The 18,754-nt window shown below is 52.4% G+C and carries 11 protein-coding genes; 4 read left to right on the forward strand and 7 right to left on the reverse strand.

The window, feature by feature from the left end; translation table 11 throughout:
- Positions 1 to 259 precede the first annotated feature (259 nt).
- The 7 genes from QZ310_RS11640 to QZ310_RS11670 form a co-directional block, all read right to left on the reverse strand.
- Positions 260 to 1,429, reverse strand: coding sequence for a TlpA disulfide reductase family protein (locus QZ310_RS11640; protein WP_297072979.1), 1,170 nt, complete (start codon positions 1,427 to 1,429; stop codon positions 260 to 262).
- A 74-nt stretch (positions 1,430 to 1,503) separates the two neighbouring features.
- The gene (locus tag QZ310_RS11645) at positions 1,504 to 2,670 is read right to left on the reverse strand and encodes a TlpA disulfide reductase family protein (protein WP_297072980.1); all 1,167 of its coding nucleotides are present in this window, start codon (positions 2,668 to 2,670) and stop codon (positions 1,504 to 1,506) included.
- A gap of 73 nt (positions 2,671 to 2,743) precedes the next feature.
- Positions 2,744 to 3,451 (reverse strand): FISUMP domain-containing protein, encoded by a 708-nt coding sequence (locus tag QZ310_RS11650; RefSeq protein WP_297072983.1) that lies wholly within the window; start codon positions 3,449 to 3,451, stop codon positions 2,744 to 2,746.
- Positions 3,452 to 3,453: 2 nt separating this feature from the next.
- The gene (locus QZ310_RS11655) at positions 3,454 to 4,374 is read right to left on the reverse strand and encodes a hypothetical protein (RefSeq protein WP_297072984.1); all 921 of its coding nucleotides are present in this window, start codon (positions 4,372 to 4,374) and stop codon (positions 3,454 to 3,456) included.
- 45 nt (positions 4,375 to 4,419) lie between these two features.
- Complete coding sequence (locus QZ310_RS11660) at positions 4,420 to 6,060, reverse strand: RagB/SusD family nutrient uptake outer membrane protein (RefSeq protein WP_297072986.1); 1,641 nt, start codon at positions 6,058 to 6,060, stop codon at positions 4,420 to 4,422.
- 15 nt (positions 6,061 to 6,075) lie between these two features.
- Positions 6,076 to 9,636 carry a SusC/RagA family TonB-linked outer membrane protein gene (locus QZ310_RS11665; RefSeq protein ID WP_297072988.1) on the reverse strand — a complete coding sequence of 1,187 codons (3,561 nt, stop codon included), beginning with the start codon at positions 9,634 to 9,636 and terminating at the stop codon, positions 6,076 to 6,078.
- A 76-nt stretch (positions 9,637 to 9,712) separates the two neighbouring features.
- Positions 9,713 to 10,873 carry a FecR family protein gene (locus QZ310_RS11670; RefSeq protein ID WP_297072990.1) on the reverse strand — a complete coding sequence of 387 codons (1,161 nt, stop codon included), beginning with the start codon at positions 10,871 to 10,873 and terminating at the stop codon, positions 9,713 to 9,715.
- A gap of 339 nt (positions 10,874 to 11,212) precedes the next feature.
- Here QZ310_RS11670 and QZ310_RS11675 point away from each other — a divergent pair, with 339 nt between their 5' ends.
- From QZ310_RS11675 to QZ310_RS11690, 4 genes are all read left to right on the forward strand, one after another.
- On the forward strand, positions 11,213 to 11,761 hold the full coding sequence (locus QZ310_RS11675) for a sigma-70 family RNA polymerase sigma factor (protein WP_297072992.1): 549 nt from the start codon (positions 11,213 to 11,215) through the stop codon (positions 11,759 to 11,761).
- Between the two features lie 456 nt (positions 11,762 to 12,217).
- Entirely contained in the window at positions 12,218 to 15,436 is a 3,219-nt protein-coding gene (locus QZ310_RS11680; RefSeq protein WP_297072994.1) for a TonB-dependent receptor, read from the forward strand.
- Positions 15,437 to 15,462: 26 nt separating this feature from the next.
- Complete coding sequence (locus QZ310_RS11685; RefSeq protein WP_297072996.1) at positions 15,463 to 17,523, forward strand: RagB/SusD family nutrient uptake outer membrane protein; 2,061 nt, start codon at positions 15,463 to 15,465, stop codon at positions 17,521 to 17,523.
- 219 nt (positions 17,524 to 17,742) lie between these two features.
- Positions 17,743 to 18,729, forward strand: a complete 987-nt coding sequence (locus tag QZ310_RS11690; RefSeq protein WP_297072999.1) for a hypothetical protein — start codon at positions 17,743 to 17,745, stop codon at positions 18,727 to 18,729.
- The last annotated feature ends 25 nt before the right edge of the window (positions 18,730 to 18,754 follow it).

Here is an 18,754-nt window from a genome sequence, read left to right on the forward strand (position 1 = left end):
AGGCCCAATAGGGCGAATAAGGCTAATAGGAGATAGGGCTAATAGGCCTAATAGGCCCAATAAGGCTAATAGGGGATAGGGCTAATAGGGGATAGGGCTAATAGGCCCAATAGGGCGAATAAGGCTAATAGGAGATAGGGCTAATAGGCCTAATAGGGCTAATAAGGCTAATAGGAGATAAGGCTAATAAGCCTAATAGGTCAAATAGGCCCAATAGGCTTTGCGCTACCTATTGGGCCTATTTGGCTTATTGGACTTATTAATTTTCGCTTAAAGCTTTGGCGAGGGTTTCGGTGATGGCGTTGGGGTCGTGGCCGGCGTGGACGATGCGGCCTTCGGGGTCAAGGAGCATCAGGAAGGGGATGCTGTGGACCTGATAGGCTTCGGTGATGGGGCTGACGCGGGTCTTGTCGGCCCAGAGCTGAGTCCATTCCATCTGCTCTTCGGCCATTGCCTTGCGCCAGGGTTTCTCGGCGCTGTCGAGCGAGACGGCGAGGATTTCGAGCTTGTCGCCATACTTGTTGTAGAGTTCACGCACATGGGGGATGGCCATGCGGCAGGGGCCGCACCATGAAGCCCAGAAGTCGACCATGACATATTTGCCTTTTCCGGCGAAGTCGGAGAGACGGCGCTCGGTGCCGAGGGTGTCGAGGGCAGCAACGTCGGTGAAGGGTGTCTCACGCTGGAACTTGCGGCTGAATTCCATAGCTTTTGTAATCTGGTTGAGACGTGCGGTGTCGGGCATTGCCTTGAAGGTTTCGGCAAGCGCGTCGAGTTCGGCACCGGTGAAGGCGAATGGTGTTGAGAGGTCGCTGAGCATCTTCATTCCGGAGATGCTGTAGGTGGGATGGGCCTTGATGAAGCTGCGGACGGCCTCTTCCTCTGCTTTATTGGCTTTGGCGGCTGCTTCTTCGAGGCGCTTTTTCCCTTCCTTGCTGCGGTCGCGGTTCTCGTCGACGTGGAGGTTGAAGTGTGCTGCCTTGGCATCGAAGATGTAGGGGAACATGGCTTCGGTGTATTCAGCATATTCCTTCTGGGCCTGTCCGCCGGTGACGGTGACATTTTTCTCTTTGAGAAGTCCGCCTGTGCCGAAGTAGAAACCGGGGGCGACGCTGTCGATATGTGCGGCGCTGACAGTCATGGGGAGGTTCTCGACCATGAGGGTGATGGCTTTGTCGAGCGATTCTTCGTCCTTGGTCTCGATGCGGATTTCGCAGAGGGAGGGTGAGGAGACTTTGCCTGTGAGGGTGAAGGCTCCGTCGGAGGCGGTTGTTTCGGCGAGGTCTCCGCGTTCGCCACGCTCGTGGCTGACGAGTTTGACGGGAATGCCGGGTTTGAGGCCGGGGATTTTGCCGGTTATGGTGAAGCCGTCGGTAGCCTGGAGGGAGAGGGCTGCGGTGAGGAGGAGGGTGGTTGACAGGAGTTTCATGATTTTTTTGATGGGGGTGATAGGGCTAATAAGTCAAATAGGGCTAATAAGTCTAATAGGGCTGATGGCCGTGATTATTCGCCGAGGTGGCGGGTGAGGGCTGCGGAGAGTTCGCGGGGGAGGTTGGTCGAGCAGACCACGCGGCCTTGGTCATCGAGGAGGATGAGGCGTGGGATGGTGTTGAGGAAGAATGCGTTGGCTGCGGGGCCCATCTGTTCTTCCGACAGATGGAGCTGCGGCCATTCCATCTGCTCTTTTTCCATTGCCTTGCGCCAGGGGCCTTCGGTCTCGTCGACGGAGATGCTGTAGATGTCGAGCTTGTCGGCATACTTTTTATAAAGCTCGCGCACATGGGGGATGGCTGCACGGCAGGGACCGCACCATGAGGCCCAGAAGTCGATGAAGGTGTATTTGCCGGGTGTGCGGAGCGACGAGAAGGGGGCAACCTTGCCGTCGACGTGTGTCACCTCGAAGTCGGCACAGGGGCTTTCAAGTGCGTAGCGCTGAGCGAAAGTGCGGCGGCGTTCGACGGTCGATGTGCGGGCGGTGTCGGGGCAGGCTTTCACGAGGTCGGCCATGGCGTTGATCTCGTCGGCGGTGTAGACAAACTGTTTTTCAAGTTCCTTCTGGGTGAGGTAGGCCGAGATATTGTAGTCGGGGTGGGCGGCTATGAATCTGCGCTGCTCGGCGAGGAGGTCGGCGAGGGCTTGGTTCTTGAATACGTCGTATTTCGCAACTGTATCCTCATTGCCGTTGGAATCGAAATATTTCTGTGCCGAGAGATAGGAGGCATCGCTCTCGCGACGTTCGGCGGGAGATACCTGCGCGATATATTCGGCAAATTCGTCGGCTGCTTTTGAGCCTTTGATGTTTACGACTGTCTCAATGGGGCGGACGTTGGCGAGGCTGTCGAAGCTGAGGGGAGTACTGAAGGTCATGGGGGCGTTGTCGGCCATGACGCGGGTTGAGAAGACGGTGAGATATTCACCGCGTTTGGGGCTGAAGCGCTGGAAGGCGAGTTTGCACATCGCGGGTGATTTGACATCGCCTGCGAGATTGAAGCTGCCTCCCGAGGCCATTGTCTCGGCCACTTTCTTCACGTCGCCGTTGGGATCCTCGATGTTGAAGAGGACCACTTTCACACTGTCGGGCATACCCTGAAGGGAGCCGCTGAGGGAGAAACCGGTGGCACCCTGTGCCCCGATAGACAAAGTCAGGGCCATAAGCCCTGACAGTGACATTTTTATCAAATTCATATTCATAAAATAAAATATGAGCTAAAAGAATAAGATATGAGGATTGTTGAAGATTTGTCTATTCGACATCCTTGACCCAACGGACGGAGAGGTAGGAGTCGGCGCGCATACATTCGCGTCCGACCTTGCCGTTGTTGACGGTGATGCGGCGGTAGTAGGCCATCGGTTGTTCTGTCTCGTAGGTGGGTTCGAGTGTGGAAGTCCAATAGTAACCGTGTTCACCAATGAAGTCAAGATTAATTTCAGTCCATCCATAGACTTTCATGGGGAAGCAGCCTCCACCGAAATCAAGGCCAAGCTCACATCCTGAGTCCTTGGTAATCATTGAATAGGCCACACCATCGCCACGGTTGCCTTTGGAAGAGGCGTTGGACATACCGAGAGTCCTTTCAAGTTTCTGCCAATCCTCGTCGGAGGGGAGGCGCCAACCTTCAGGAGCAGAGTCGATGGCATCTTCCATGGTCATAAGATTTCCCATGACCGGGAAATAGTCATTATCAAAATACTCAATATCCTCATCATCTTCGAGGACATAGCTCCACCAGCTACCTGCATAATATTCAGCTTCAGAGAGCGAAATGCCGTTTTTAGCGTTGGAGGTTGTCCACATCTGGTCACCGATACGAACCCAATCATAGACGTTGCCCTGATTATCCGTTACAGTTCCACGGTCGGCGGGTTTCACGTCGGGGAGCTTGTCGTCATCGCTGCAGGATGTGAATCCGAGGGTAAACGCGATGATGGCCAAGGTTATATATTTTTTCATAATCATTGCACTGCTTTAAGGTTTACACCGAGATTTTCAAAACATTCGAGAAGCAAGTCATACTTCTGTATGATAATGGGATATTCTGCCCATTTTTCACGGAATTCAGCCTCATCCTCGTTGAATACTGCATCTTTAAAATTTGTGAGATCATGTGACCGATACGGCATATAGTCGTATTCAGGGTCGTCGCCCCAATATTGATTATACTTCAGGAAACCAATGTTATAGATTTGTTCTATATCCTGCTCGTAAGCCCAGTCCGGGAAAAAGTCTATGATGTCAGCCTCATAATATTCCTCACAGACAGCAAAAAAGTCAGCTAATTCGGGCGAATATTGAGTGAGTTTTTGGTCTACGAGATTCCTTAGCATAGTCTTTCCAAGGGATTTGGCTTCCTCGCCTTCGACACCATGTGTGTCGGACATATTGATTGTGAAACAACGCCAGGTATTATAGAAGGCTGCTTTCTTTGGCGAGTATCCGGTATTTACCATGAGATTGTCTACCAAAAGAATAGAATAGGGTTTCATTTTGCCATCCTTTATGTATGGCAGGAAATAAGTTGCGGCCCAGTCGACGGATGCCTGACGTTCAGATTCAAATATCTTGTCGTAGGTAACTGTGGTAAGGACATCATGAGAGGTGAGAGCGGTCCATTTGAAATCGACTGTCTCAACCCGTTCCAATCCATTGCTGTCGATATAAGTGGCAAGAGTATCGGAAAACAGGAGATAGATGCCGTTTTCCTTGTAGAAGTCACGACGCATACGGGCCTCCTCAGAATTGTCGGCAGGATCGGGGGCGAAGAAGTTGTCGACAGTCAGTCCGGGAACCAAATCCTCGTTGTCGTCCGAGCAAGACGCGAATCCGGTAGCTGCGATGATACAAGCGAGCCCAATTATTTTAGATAAATATTTCATAGTTTTTAATTTTCAAATTCGGTTTTGAATATTTTCCGGAAAGATTTACCAATCCCAGTCATCATCATCCCAATCGTCATCATCATCCCAATCGTCATCATCATCTCCGTCACCGAGGTTGCTATAGTCGGGACCATGGACTTGTGTTACATCAAATGCTTTGCGTGATGGGCGGTTAGCATTGCCGAGCGAGACTTGAAAATTGCGGATGGCACGGGGGAGCGGGAGGGTATAGGCCTGATCATTCTTTTCAAGACGATACCAGTCTGTATGGTCATAATCATAGGAGGCTATATAAGGATAACCATGGATGATTTCCTTTGACCAAGGATAAACTGTATTAACCGTGTAGCGGCGGAGGTCAAACCATCTGTGGCCTTCAAGGAGAAATTCGCGGGCGCGTTCGTTTCGTATGAGATCAATGAGATTCTCGCCTGATTCTTCTACCGATACACTCCCTGATTTGCGGGTCGAGAGGAATTTTTCGAGATAGGTGCGAGAAGTAGCCTCGTCGCCTTTGTAGGCAGACGCTTCTGCCAGTGTGAGATATGCCTCAGGTGTACGGAATGTGAAGACACTGCCTACAGTGGTATATTTTCCGACGGCATCATATTGTCCGTTAATTTTGCGGAATATATTGGTTCCACGATTTTTGGTCGTGCCTATGTAGCGGTCAGTGCGATAATCATCCTTGTCGTAGAGAGCAAGGAGGTCATTTGAGATCTGCAACGATGCTGAATTATAGCGATCGTCGCGGAAATAGAATGCAATGAGGTAATCACCCATCGAAAAAAGGACTTCGGGCGAAGATCCGTCAAGACAATCATCACCGATTGCTTTGGAGCCGATATTCAGAAGAGCATCCTTCTCGGCAAGTACCTCACGGGCTTTTGCTATTGCATTGTCCCAGTCCTGCATGTAGAGATACACACGGCTCAGGAGCAGACGTACGGTATTTCTGTCGGCACGGTAAATTGATTTGCGAGTTGTTCCCTCGAGAAGCTGTTCCGCTTCCTTAAGGTCCTCAATGACTTTCTGGTATGTTTCAGCAAGGGTGGAACGTTCAAACTCCTTGTCCTCGATGATTTCGGAAAACTTCAAGGGCATACCCTTTGTCGAGGATGCTGTGGCCGGATCGTAAGGCTCCGCATAGAGATTTGTCAGGAAAAAGTAGTAGAGAGCACGGAGGAAGTATGCCTCACCTTTCACACGACGTTTCTCTATCTCATCCTCGGGATTCGGGGCCGGCTGCTCGTCAATGAGGGAGATGACCATATTGCAGACATTGATACGGGAATATGGCGCGTTGAAATAGGATTCGTCATTTCCAACATATTTCAATTGATTGTCGACACCGGTATCCTGTTGCCAGGTGAAGAAGGGGAACATATCCTCATAATATTCCTGAAGCATGTGAGTGTCATCCGTGATATACAATTCATCAGACATGAAATGAAGAATATCGAAATGGCTGTCACGATCAGTGATTTCATACGAGTTGCCACTGTCATAAAAGCGGCCGGTGTGAAGATATGCTGCACCAAGAAGCACTTCGTCAAGATCCTCCCATGAATTGACTTTTGCCAGATCCTGAGAATATTCCTGAAGGAATGAATCGCAGGAGGTAAGACCGAATCCTGTAAGGGTCAGAAGGGCGGCACAGATGGTTTTAGCTATATTTTTCATGCGTGATTTCTGAAATTAGAATGTTACATTTAGACCGAAAGAGAAGCCGGGACGGTCGGAGAGTTGGATGGTTGTGAAGCCACCCTGAGTAGGGGTCTGACCCTTCAGTTTGGAATCACAGATGGTGAAGAGGTTGGTGCCTGTCGCAGTCAGTTCGAGGCGCTGGCATCCCCACGGGCGAAGGAGGTTCTTGGGGAAGTCGTATGAAAGACTGAGTGTGGAGAGCTTAAGGTAGTCTGAGCTGACAACGCGAAGGTCGGAGTAGTCATACATATCCCAATAGGAATCGGCAATGGTCTGAATTTCATCCATGCTTGTAGACCAATGTCTATAATATCGGCTATAGCCGGGACTTAGATGGCCGATAATGGCAGGAATATTGGTATGCTTTTCATCGCCAGGCTTCAACCAACGGTCGAGGTAGTCACGACTTAGGTTGTTTTCAGATTTGATCTGACCCTGCTGAGCATAGACACCGTAGCTATCGGTTCCTGCGCCATACATGCCGAAGAGGCGTGTTTTGGCACCGAGGCTATAGACGAAGTTGGCGCTGAGGCGGAGATTCCTCCAGCGAAGCATGGTGGAGAGGTTGCCCGACATGATTGGTTCGCGTGAACCGGTGGCTGTCAGGACAGAGGTATAGGTGTCATACTTGCTGAGACCCTTGAGGTCTTCGTTATGGTCAAACCAGTCGTCGAACATCGGGCCGCCGTCGACGGGACTGAGGCCAAGGAACTTGTAGGAGTAGAAGGTTCCGACGGGCTGTCCCTTGACAATGGCGTTGCCGTTGAGGAAGTCATTGAGCTCGTAGGATTCACCTGCGGGAAGACTCTTGATTTTGTTGATGGCACGGGAGAAGTTGGTCGAGATGCTCCACTGCCAGTCGCGGGTGTCGATGGGGCGGACGGTGATACCGATGGAGTAACCGTCATTGTCAATGTCTCCGCCGTTGACGATGTATGAGTCGTAGCCGTTCACGGTAGATATGGTCTTGGTCATGAAGGCATCTTTTGTGCGCTTCCAGTAGATTGATGCATCGAGCTGGAGCTTGCGGTTGAAGAAGCCCCATTCGAAACCGAGGTTGTAGCTCGTGGTCTTTTCCCAACGGAGGTCTGGGTTGGGGTTGCGCTCGACAGTGGAAACATATTCGCCATAGAAATCATCGAAGGATCCTTTGCGGATAATCATGACAGGGGACTGGTCGGAGAGCATATTGCCCTGGAAACCGTAGCTGCCCTTGATTGAGAAGTAGTCGAGCCATGTGAGCTGCTTGAAGAAATCGAGCTGGGCGGCATCGAATGAACCTGAAACAGACCAGATGGGGAGAAGCTTGTCGTTGGCACGGTCACCGAAGCTGTTTGAGCCGTCGACACGGGCGTTGGCATTGACGAAGATGAGTCGCTTCCAGTTGTAGCTGGCAGTGATGTAGGCAGAAAGGACATTGTCCTTAGAGTTGGTAAGGACGGGGGTGTTTCCTGCAAGCCATGAGGCATAGTTTGGGTACTTGGTAAGATCGATACCCTGCGCGAAGCTCATGCCTCGTTCGGGGAAGTAGCCGCGAGTGGTGTTGCCGTAGCCCTTGTAGTTGTCAGAAGATGCTTCGAAGCCGATGCCACCGCTGAAATTATGGATGTCGTCGTTGAAATATTTGTTCCAGTCGAGCTGCAGACGGGCGGTCCAACTGCGGAGGTCGGTAGAAGTATGTGTCAGCTCGCCGCCCTGAGGCATTGCACTGCCTTCTGAGGGTGTCTTGCCATAATCACAGCCACGGAGTTTGGCCGCATAGTAGGTCTGTGCTCCCCAATAGCTGTTAATGTCGGTATTGGATGCCGAATAAGAGAAAATGGCGTTGGCTGAGAGCCAGTCAGTGAGATGGAAGCGGAAGTTCGCATTGAAGGATAACTGATTGCCGTTCTGCTCAACTCCACTATTCTCAAGCTCATTCAGAATATTATAGCGATAGGAGTTGCCTTGATACTCATGTTGATCATAATAATGATAGTTTCCGTCACCATCAAAAGCGGGGATGGCGCGGCTGGCGCGGTAGGCATACTGGAGAGGCGACAGCGAGCTCTGATAGTAGTCGCGGTCAGAGATAGAGCCGTTAAGTCCGAAAGTGGCTGTCAGCCATGATGCAAAATTTACATCAAGGTTGATCATTGCATTGTAGCGTCGGTTCTTGTTGCCTTTGACAATATCATCGTCATCGGTAAAACCAATAGATGCATAGTAGGCGCTGCGTGAGCCACCACCGCTGAGGGTCAGGGTGTGTTGCTGCGAGAAACTGTCGTGGGTGAGGAGGTTGAACCAATCAGTGTTGACTGTCTCATACCATGCGAGCTGAGAATCAAATTCACTTTGATTGATTTTGCCGGCATAGAGTTTGTCCATAAGATCCTCGAAACCGACAAGGGTGTTGGCCGAGTCATAGACATAGTGGTCGTTGAACAACTGCTTCGACAGGGCGATGCGCTCCTTTGAGTTGAGCACGTCGACCGAGCTGTCGGAGTAGCGCGGACGGCGCTTCCATGTGAAGTTGTTGGAGTAGCGGATCTGGGGTTTACCCTCCTTACCGCGCTTGGTGGTGATGACGATGACACCGTTGGCAGCCTTCGTGCCGTAGAGGGCTGTGGCTGATGCGTCCTTCAGCACGTCGAGGCGCTCGATGTCCTGCGGGTTGAGTCCTGAGATGGCGTTGCCGAGACGGTTGACATAGTCGGGGTCGTTGAGTTCGTCGGGCGAGATGGGCACGGGGTCCTTCACGACGATACCGTCGACAACCCAGAGGGGCTCACGGTTACCGATGATGGACGAGGTACCACGGATACGGATTTTAGGAGCGGCGTTCGACTCACCGGAATTGGACATGAACATGAGGTCGGGCACCTGGCCTTCGAGCATCTGGTCGATAGAGAGAGCGTCGGGGCGGAGGATGTCCTCAGCCTTGATGGATGTGATGGCGGAGGTCGACGCGCGCTTGTCGATGACCTGATAGCCGGTCACGACCACGTCGTCGAGCTGATTGCCGTCGTCCTCAAGGTAGACCTTCAGGGGCTTGCCCGACCAGGTGACCTCCTTGCGCTTCATGCCGACATACTGGAAGACGAGCTGCACGCTCTGACGTCCCTTCGAGGCGAGCTGGAAGTCGCCGTCGATGTTGGTCATGGTGCCGGTCTTGGGCGATTTCTTCTCATAGACTGCCACACCGGGGAGGGTCTCGCCGTTGCTGTCCATGACGATACCCGTGATATGGGCGCGTGAAGTCTGCTTTGCAGCGGGCTTCGAGAGGACTATTGATTGGTCGACAATCTCATAGTCGAGGCCGAGCTGGTCGCCGACCACCTGACTGAGAATGGCATCGAGAGCCATGTCGTGGTATGAACCTGTGACGGAACGTCCGGCTATTCCACTGAGAATGCTTTTGTTATAGACAAACTCATAGCCGGTGGCTTCCTTGATGACCTTGAACGCCTCCTGAGGCGAGTCACCGTTGAAAGTCATGTCGTAGTTGCGGGCCAGAAGGGCCATCGGGATTAACATCCACGCAACCAGCAAAGTTAATAATCTGCGTTTCATCTGCTATAATAATGATTGGTAAAGACTGGGTTGATTGGCATAAAATATATAATTGTTACTATTGTGCGTCTCGGGTTTAGTTTACAGCCCGGGATATGATGACCTTGCCGTCGTCGACCGAGAAGCGGATGCCTCCGCATTTCTCAAGGATGGCGATGGCGGTGGTGAAGTCGGAATAGCGCGGGATGCTCCCCTTGAACTCCTCGGTCTGGAGCGACGGGTCGGCAAACTCGAAGTCGAAGTCATACCATCGGCTGAGGTCCTGCATGATGCGCAGCAGTGCGCGGTCCTCGAAGACGAAGCGACCCTTGCGCCATGAGGTGACAACGTCGGTGTTGACCTCGCGGACATTCACCCGTGAATCGGCGGTCCCGAAAACGGCCTGATGGCCGGGAGTCAGGAAGAACTCGCCCCCGACATCGTCGGCGCGGCGCAGCGAGATGCGTCCCTTTTCGAGAGTGGTGAAGACCTCGGCCTCCTCAGGATAGTAGCGGACATTGAAGGCAGTGCCGTAGACGCGGATGAGCTGATTGTCGGTCTCGACGTAGAAGGGGCGGAGGCTGTCGGTCGCGACGGCGAGATATGCCTCACCCTCGATGCGCACCTTGCGCATGTCGCCCGTGAACTTGTCGGGATAGTGGAGCTTCGATGCGGAGTTGAGCCACACCTCGGTGCCATCTTCAAGCTGCACCTTGAACTCACCACCGCGGGGGACGTCGAGGCAAAGCTCACGCGGAGCATTGTCGTCGGCCGGGGCGGTTTCAGTCAGCAGGACGGTCGCAACCTTGGCCGTGTCGGAAGCATTGAGGGCCACGTTGTGGCCGGCGGCATCGGAGAGGACCGCCACGGTGACACCCGGCTTGATGTCGTCGACGCTCTGCGGGCCCTTGGCCTCGGCTACGACCTCCTCGGGGCGTCCCGACATGTCGATGCGGGAGGGGAGGAGGACTGCTACTGCGAGAATACAGATGGCGATGGCTGCGATGGAGATGCAGCGCGTGAGGCGGCTGCGCCAGAGGATACGGTTGACCTCATGCTGCATGTCGCGGCAGGCACGGCCGGTGTCGACCATCTGCCAGAGCGCAAGGGTCTCCTGCAGAGCCTTGGGGTCGGTGAGCCGCTCGTAGAGACGGCGGTTTTCGTCGCTCTCGTCGACCCATGCCTGCAGTTCGGCCTCCTCGCTGCGTGAGAGAGAGGAGGTCAGTTTCTTTATTATGAGGCTGCTGATGCGCTGCATTTTATATTGGTGATTGGTTAGCTGATTTTTGGTTAAATACCACCGTTTTCGGTGATTGCTAAGGCGGAGGGAGGGGCGATTTAACTGTTTTCGGGGTGTATTATACTATATTTTGGTTAAAAATAGTTTAACAATGCTATTTATCATGTATTCGCAAAGGGTGTGAAAAAGTATATCCCCAAAACCGAAAAATTCTTGATTTTTTTCAAAAAAGCCTATAAAATCTTGACATTTCGACACTTTTCTTGCCGATTTATCAACATATTTCGTAATTTTGTCCTCACAGAATCAATCCGGATATATAAATTGCACACGTCTGACGAGATATTCCGAAAGTTTGTGGCCGGGAAGATGGCGCCGTTCTACGAGCGCTATTTCCCCGGAATGGTCATGTATGCCTCCCGGCTTCTCGGCAACGATCTCGATTGGATGGCCGACGACTGCGTGCAGGATGCCGTCCTCGATGCCTTCCAGAAGCGCTCCACCTTCACCTCGGCCGAGCAGTGGCGTGCCCATATCCTCGCCTGTATCCGCAACAAGGCTGTCTCAGCCCTCCGCAAACTCTCGGCCATGCGCAACTATGCCGATGCCGGCAGCTCCGCCGAGCGCCATGAGGCCGACGCCGCCCGCGCGCTCATCGAGCATGAGACACTCGACTCCCTCTATGCCGCCATCCGTAACCTTCCCGACGACTACCGTCAGCTCCTCCGCATGAGCTTCGAGGAGGGAATGAAAAACGCCGACATCGCCGCCGCACTCGGAGTGGCCGAAATCACCGTCAAGAAGCGCAAGGTCCGCCTCCTCGAAATGCTCCGCCGTAGCATGGGCGACAACTGCGACATCCTCACCATCGGCTTCATGCTCTCCGCAATGCTCCGCCCAGTCTGAGAAGATTCCGGCCCGTATATATAATATATGTGTATGCATAATCCCTCCGTTGTTAATGAATATTTGGTGAAAATAGCCTATCGACGCCGGTTTGCAATGTAAATAAAATTGAAAGGGAAGTGGATATAGTTAAAAATTAACTATAAGTAGATTAAAATCGTTAAAAATAGTTAACGATTTGGGGGGGGTAATTTTTCTCCGTACATTTGTAGCGTATAGTGCGACAAAGGCACTCTGCGTCATGATTTCAACCATGTATACCAATCGTTGCATCACACTCACATCCGGAGGCTGACCCCTTATCGGCCTCTCCATGAAAACTTAAAGGACTGCCACGCTCCGGCGGCCCGACCACAGCGGACACAATCACAGCGGTAACTATCTATATATTTGAATAAATCTAAAAAAAACCATGAGTGTATGAATTTAAGTCAGAAAACTCGTTATTGGTTGGCAATGCTGCTGACCTTGACCTTCTCACTTTCAGTTTACGCCCAAAACATCACAGTGACCGGTACTGTCATCGACAATACCGGTGAACCCCTTATCGGCGCTACTGTCATGCAGAAGGGAACACAGCACGGTGTCGCAACAGACATCGACGGTAACTTCACCATCTCCGTCCCCTCAAAAGCAACTCTCCAGTTCTCCTACATCGGCTATGACACCAAGGAGGTCCCCGTCAACGGCCAGACCCGCATCGATGTCACCCTTGAGAACAACACCACAGTCCTCGACGAAGTCGTCGCCATCGGCTACGGCACAGTCAAGAAAAAAGACCTCACCGGTGCAGTCTCCTCCGTCTCCGGCTCAGAGCTCGCCAAAGTCCCCGTGACCTCCGCAGCAGCCGCCCTCCAAGGCAAGGCAGCGGGTGTCAACATCGTGTCGCAGAACGGCGCCCCCGGTGCCTCGATGAACGTCACCGTCCGCGGTGGTGCGTCACTGACTCAGGATACCAAGCCTCTCTACATCGTGGACGGTTTCGCCATGAGCGACGCGCTCCAGAACATTGACATCAACGACATCGAGACCATCGACGTGCTTAAGGATGCCTCATCCACAGCCATCTACGGTGCGCGCGGTTCAAACGGTATCATCGTCATCACCACCAAGTCGGCAGCCGCAGGCAAGACCAAGGTTGACTACAACGGCTATGTTTCTTTCGACAAGCTCTCGAAGAAACTCGACATGATGAGCAATGTCCGTGACTATGTCGGCTATCAGTATGAACTTGCCGAACTTCAGGGCAAGACCACTACATGGGCCACCGGCTACAACGATGCAAGCTATGACAATGACGATGCATGGTATTCCGGCATCTTCGGTGCAATGGACGAGCGCTACGGTCTCGCTGCCAATCCCTATTCCATCGACTGGCAGGACGAAGCATTCGGTGGCCACGCAACAACCCAGAACCACAACGTTTCGCTTTCGACAGGTACTGAAAAGACCCGTGTCCTCCTCAGCTACAACCACGTCAATCAGGACGGTCTTCTCGCCAACCACGACTATCGCCGTAACTCTATCCGCGCCAAAATCAACGCCGAGCTCTGGAAGGGTGTGAAGGTTGACTTCAACTCATTCTTCTATGACAACATGACCCACGGTGGCGGTAGCTACGGCCACATGGACTATGTGCTTCTCCAGCCTATCAACGGCGGTACGCTCTTCACTCAGGACGAGATCCGCAACACTGAGACTTCAATCCAGTTCAAGAAGCTCGACAGCAACTATAACCTCAACAACCCCCTCGTTCAGAATCTTGCATCGACTTCCGGCAACCATACCCGCCGCTTCGAGGTCAACGCAGGCATCACAATCGATTTCCTCAAGTACCTCTCATGGCGTACTCAGGGCAACTACAGCACCTCGTGGGGTAAGGGTACGACTTTTGCCGACGAACGCTCGACCGGCTATCTTGCCGACCCCGAGAATACCGGTATGACCGGCTCTATCAAGAACTCTTCAAGCTCGGGCTGGCACATCTCCAACACCCTCAACTTCGTCAAGACTTTTGCCGAGAAGCATGACCTCTCCATCATGGTAGGTCAGGAATACTCTTTCAGCAAGAGCGACAAGAACAACTGGACCCTCCGCAAGTTCCCCTATCCCAACCATGGTCTCCATGACATCTCCAACGTAGAGGTGCAGAGCAAGGAATCAGGCTACTCCGAGAGCAACATGCTTTCATTCTTCGGCCGTGTGAACTATGGCTATGACGACCGCTACCTCCTCACCGCCACAATGCGTGCCGACGGCAGCTCGAAGTTTGCCAAGGGCAACAAGTGGGGTTACTTCCCCTCGGCTTCTGCCGCATGGCGCGTGTCGCAGGAAGAATTCTGGCGCGAGAACTCGATTGCCGAGTGGTTCAACAACCTTAAGTTCCGTGTGGGCTACGGTGTCACCGGTAACAACGGCATCGGCTCGAACCTCTATGTGACCAACGCCACCATGACCACCTATCCCATGGACAACGACGAGAACTCTCCCGCTTATGTTGTGGGCTCAACTCTGGGCAACAAGAATCTCAAATGGGAAACTCTCCACGCAACCAACGTCGGTCTTGACCTCGGTATGTTCAACAACCGTATCAGCCTCACCGTCGAGTGGTACAACAACCAGATTTCCGACATGCTCATGAACTGTGTCATTCCGACTTCTACCGGCTACAGCAAGCAGTATCAGAACGTCGGCAAGATGCGCAACCGCGGTTGGGAATTCTCGCTCAATACCGTCAACATCGCCACCCGCGATTTCCAGTGGACCTCTTCACTCAATATCTCGCTCAACAAGTCAAAAGTTATCTCTCTTGAAAGCGGTGAGGACCACAAGACCTTTGGTGCCGGCGGCAACCGTTCGGGAACAGTGACCTATTATGCAACTGTAGGCGAGAGCCTCGGTGACATGTACGGTTACAAGTATGAAGGTATCTACACTACTGATGACTTCGAGCTTAACGAGGATGGCACCTACGGCGCACTCAAGCCCGGTGTCGTGCTCCCCGCATCCGGCACTCCCAAGCCCGGCGACATCAAGTTTGCTGCCGATACCGAGAACGAGGACGGCACCAAGCAGTTCACCCGCAAGCTCGTCAAGATTGGTAATGGTACTCCCGAGGTTATCGGCGGTTTCAACAACCAGTTCACCTTCAAGGGCTTCGACCTCAACGTGTTCATGAAGTTCAATATCGGCAACGATATTTACAACGCCACCAAACACGCAATGAGCCCCTACGCTCCCTTCGAGAACGTCCCCACCGAGTTCGGCAACAACTACTATCGCCTCATCGACCCGGTGACAGGCCGTGAGACCAAGAATGTTGCCCGTCTTAAGGAACTCAACCCCAACGAGGCCGGTCGCACTTGGGCGCTTTCGACAAGCAATGTCAACACCATCACCTATCCTTCGTCATACTTCGTCGAGGACGGTTCTTATCTCCGTCTCGCTCAGGTGACACTCGGCTACACCTTCCCCGCCAAGTGGATGAAGAAGGTCCATGTCAGCAACCTGCGTCTCTACTTCACTGCCAACAACCTCTGCACCATCACAGGTTACTCCGGCTATGACCCCGACGCATCTGCCAAGAACGACAACATCATCTGTACTCCCGGCTACGATTCATCGACCTATCCTCTGTCGCGCAGCTATGTTGTCGGTCTCAACCTCTCGTTCTAACCTTAATCTGACATCAAGAATTTAACATGAACAAGAAAAATATATTCAGTTTCCTCACCGCAGCCATGCTCGTCGGCGCTGCTGCGCCCATGCTCACTTCCTGTGAGGATACTCTCGAAAAGCCTTCATATACCGCCGATGACCTCGATTTCGTGTTCTCCGACGAGGGCAAGGCCGAACTTTTCGTCAAGGGTTGCTACCGTTCGCTCGTTTTCTCAGAACTCTGGCGTCCCTTCATTGACCCGGGTGTCACGCTCAGTTGCGAGGAGGACCTCGTCGGTGGCCGTCCCCGCTCGGCGAACTTCGCCTACGACGTGATTCTTCCCGCCACAGCCACTACAGTCTATTCGCAGTCATACAAGACAATCGAGTCCTGCAACGTGGCTCTCGAACGTCTGCAGGGTCTTCCCGAGACTCCCAAGCGCGCTGCCCTCATTGCAGAGGTCACTTTCATCCGTGCCTTTGCATACAATGAACTCATCCGTTTCTACGGCGACGTTCCCGCGCTCTTCACCCCTATCAGCTCCGAGCAGGACGAGACATGGTATCCCAAACGCTCTGACCGCGACGGTATCTATGACCGCATTATCGGCGAGATGCAGGCTTGTGTCGATGACCTCCCCTGGTTCTCCGAATCAGAATATGGTTCGGCTCCCGAACGTCTGACCCGTCAGGCTGCCAAGGGTATCCTTGCCCGTATCTGTCTCTATGCCGGTGGCTACTCGCTCCGTTGGAACACCGAGACAAATGATGCCTCGACACTCCACATGGCGCGCCGCGACGATGAGGCCCGTGTCCGCGAGCTCTACACCATCGCCGACAATGCTCTCAATGACATTATCCAGAAAGGCGAGAACAGCCTCATTCAGAATGGCAGCTCGATGAGCGGTTACCAGACCCTCTTCTACAACTACTGCCAGCGCAACTTCAACATTTCATCACAGGAAATGATGTGGCAGATTGCCAGTCTCGGTGAATCGACCAACTTCGACTTCGGTGTCTACAATGGTCAGCCCGGATGTATGGGCGGAACCTACGGTACCCGCAAGACCCTTCAGGTAAAACTCCCGACCTACTATCTGTCGTTTGACGACAAGGACACCCGTCGCGATGTCACCTGCTGTAACTATTCTATCACATTCTATCAGAATTCCGCAGATTTCGACGGATCCAACTGCGCCACTACCTTCTCAAGTGTCATGCCCGGTAAGTATCGCATCCAGTGGTGTACCGCTCCTTTTGCAGCAGCCAAGCGTAATGTGGATGTTCCCCTCCTCCGCTATGCAGATGTTCTCCTGATGTATGCCGAGACTCAGAACTACCTCAATGGCCCCTCTGCAGGTACTCCCTACCTGAAACTCGTGCGTGACCGTGCCGGTATCGGTGACCTCCCCATTGCAGCAGCAAGCAAGGATGAATTCCTCGAGACAATCATGCAGGAGCGTAAATGGGAACTCGGTGATGAGCTCGTTGTCCGTGGCGACCTCATCCGTACCAACCTCATCGAAAAGGAAATCCGTCAGGATCAGCAGGACATCAAGGACCTCTCCGACCGTACAGGCAAGTATGCTGATGTGGCTCCGATCCGCCTCGTCAAACTCGAGATGTGTACCAACACCTACGGCGACAAGTTCCTCACCGTCCCCTACATCGAAATCACTGACCCGGATGAAATCGCCCTTCTCTCAACCACCCCACAGGTCAATACTGCCGCCAATCGCAACAAGCACACCAAGAAAGTCAATGAAGTGCTTGCTGCTCATGGCATCACACCCGCTGACGGTGAGATGTGGTATTCCGTGAAGATGTTCGAGGCTTGGACAAGTACTTATAATAAGAATTCCCGTCGTTGCGCCGGTTATACGGCAGCTGCTGTTCCGGCTCTCAATATCGGAGCTTCTATATATACCAAACCTCTTGGCCGTGCCGAGAATAAGGGAGAATATCCTGACTGGGTAGCCGGTTCGACAGGTATCTACTACGGTTTCGAAAAGAATAAGACTGAGCTTTGTCCCTTCGCAGCCAAGAGCGCCGGTCATCCTCTCATCGACAACCCCAATCTGACCCAACATCCTGCCTATAAGTAATTATGTAGGGACGCGCTGTAGTGCGTATGCCAAATGGCGTTTTTCCATCCGGATTCAATCCTGTCCGGCATACGCGCTGCAGCGCGTCCCTACAGAAATTTGATTCTACACAATATATTGAAATCACGTTCCCCTTGGCCGGAAAATTGATTTTTACGGCTGCACACTCTAAATAATATTCACCAATTAAATTATATTTCTATTAAACATTTCTACACAATGAAAAAATCATTAATCCTCTCCGCAGCGCTTTTCGCTGCTTTCGGAGCAAATGCTGAAGTCTTCACATACGACTTCAACGAAACTCCGCTTTTCTGCAAGGCTATTTATGCTGAGGCCGGTTCAATTGTCGATGAAGCAGCCGGAATTGAAGGAATCGGTCTCGGTAGCACCAAGAACTATGACTTCATTGACAAAACAGGAGCTGCCGCAATGACCGATGGTTCTATGTTCAACGTAAAGGATGCCGACGGTAACTGGGTTGCCGTGAAGAATCGTGCTATCAGTCTTTTCGACGGCCAGACCTATACTCTCGAGGGTGAGGAAGAAGGTGCTGACGGTATCGTATTCACCCCTATTGATATGAACTATCCCTTCATCTGCTGGGATCAGAATGGCAAGGGTCCTGCCCGTACACTTTGCATGGGTGGCTGGGGTCAGCTCGAAATGGATCTTGAAGGAAAGAAAGACTATAATGCCATCGACGCTGACAACTGGGTTTCAACCCTCAATGCCATTGCCTTCAACCGTAATGCTAACACAGGTAGCCGTACAGGTACCTACGTTCAGTTCCCCGCTGTGAAGAATCCTTCTTCACTCACTATCTATATCGGTCATGCCGGTGGCAAGTATCTTGACAAGGGTCTCTATGCAGAGGTTGTTCCCGTTGTTGACGGTGTTGTCGGTGAAATGATTCCCGTACAGGGTCCCGATGATGCTGTGGCTAAACGTTACTATAAGATGAACGTCGCTCTTCCTGCAGGTCTTACCGGTAATGTTGCTTTCCGTATCGGTTGCGGTGGTAGCGAGCTCGGTCTTTACCACGTTGTCATGGAAGCTGAATCTGCCGGTTCTTCTGCTATCGAGGACATCATCGCTAACGATGTTGACGAGAACGCTCCCGTTTACAACGTTATGGGTATTCAGGTTGACGAGAACTACAAGGGCGTAGTCATCAAGAACGGTAAAAAGTACATCCAGCGCTAATATCAACAATCCCCGGACTTTCCGA

It is taken from the genome of uncultured Duncaniella sp., from assembly GCF_910577345.1.
Classification (GTDB): Bacteria; Bacteroidota; Bacteroidia; order Bacteroidales; family Muribaculaceae; genus Duncaniella.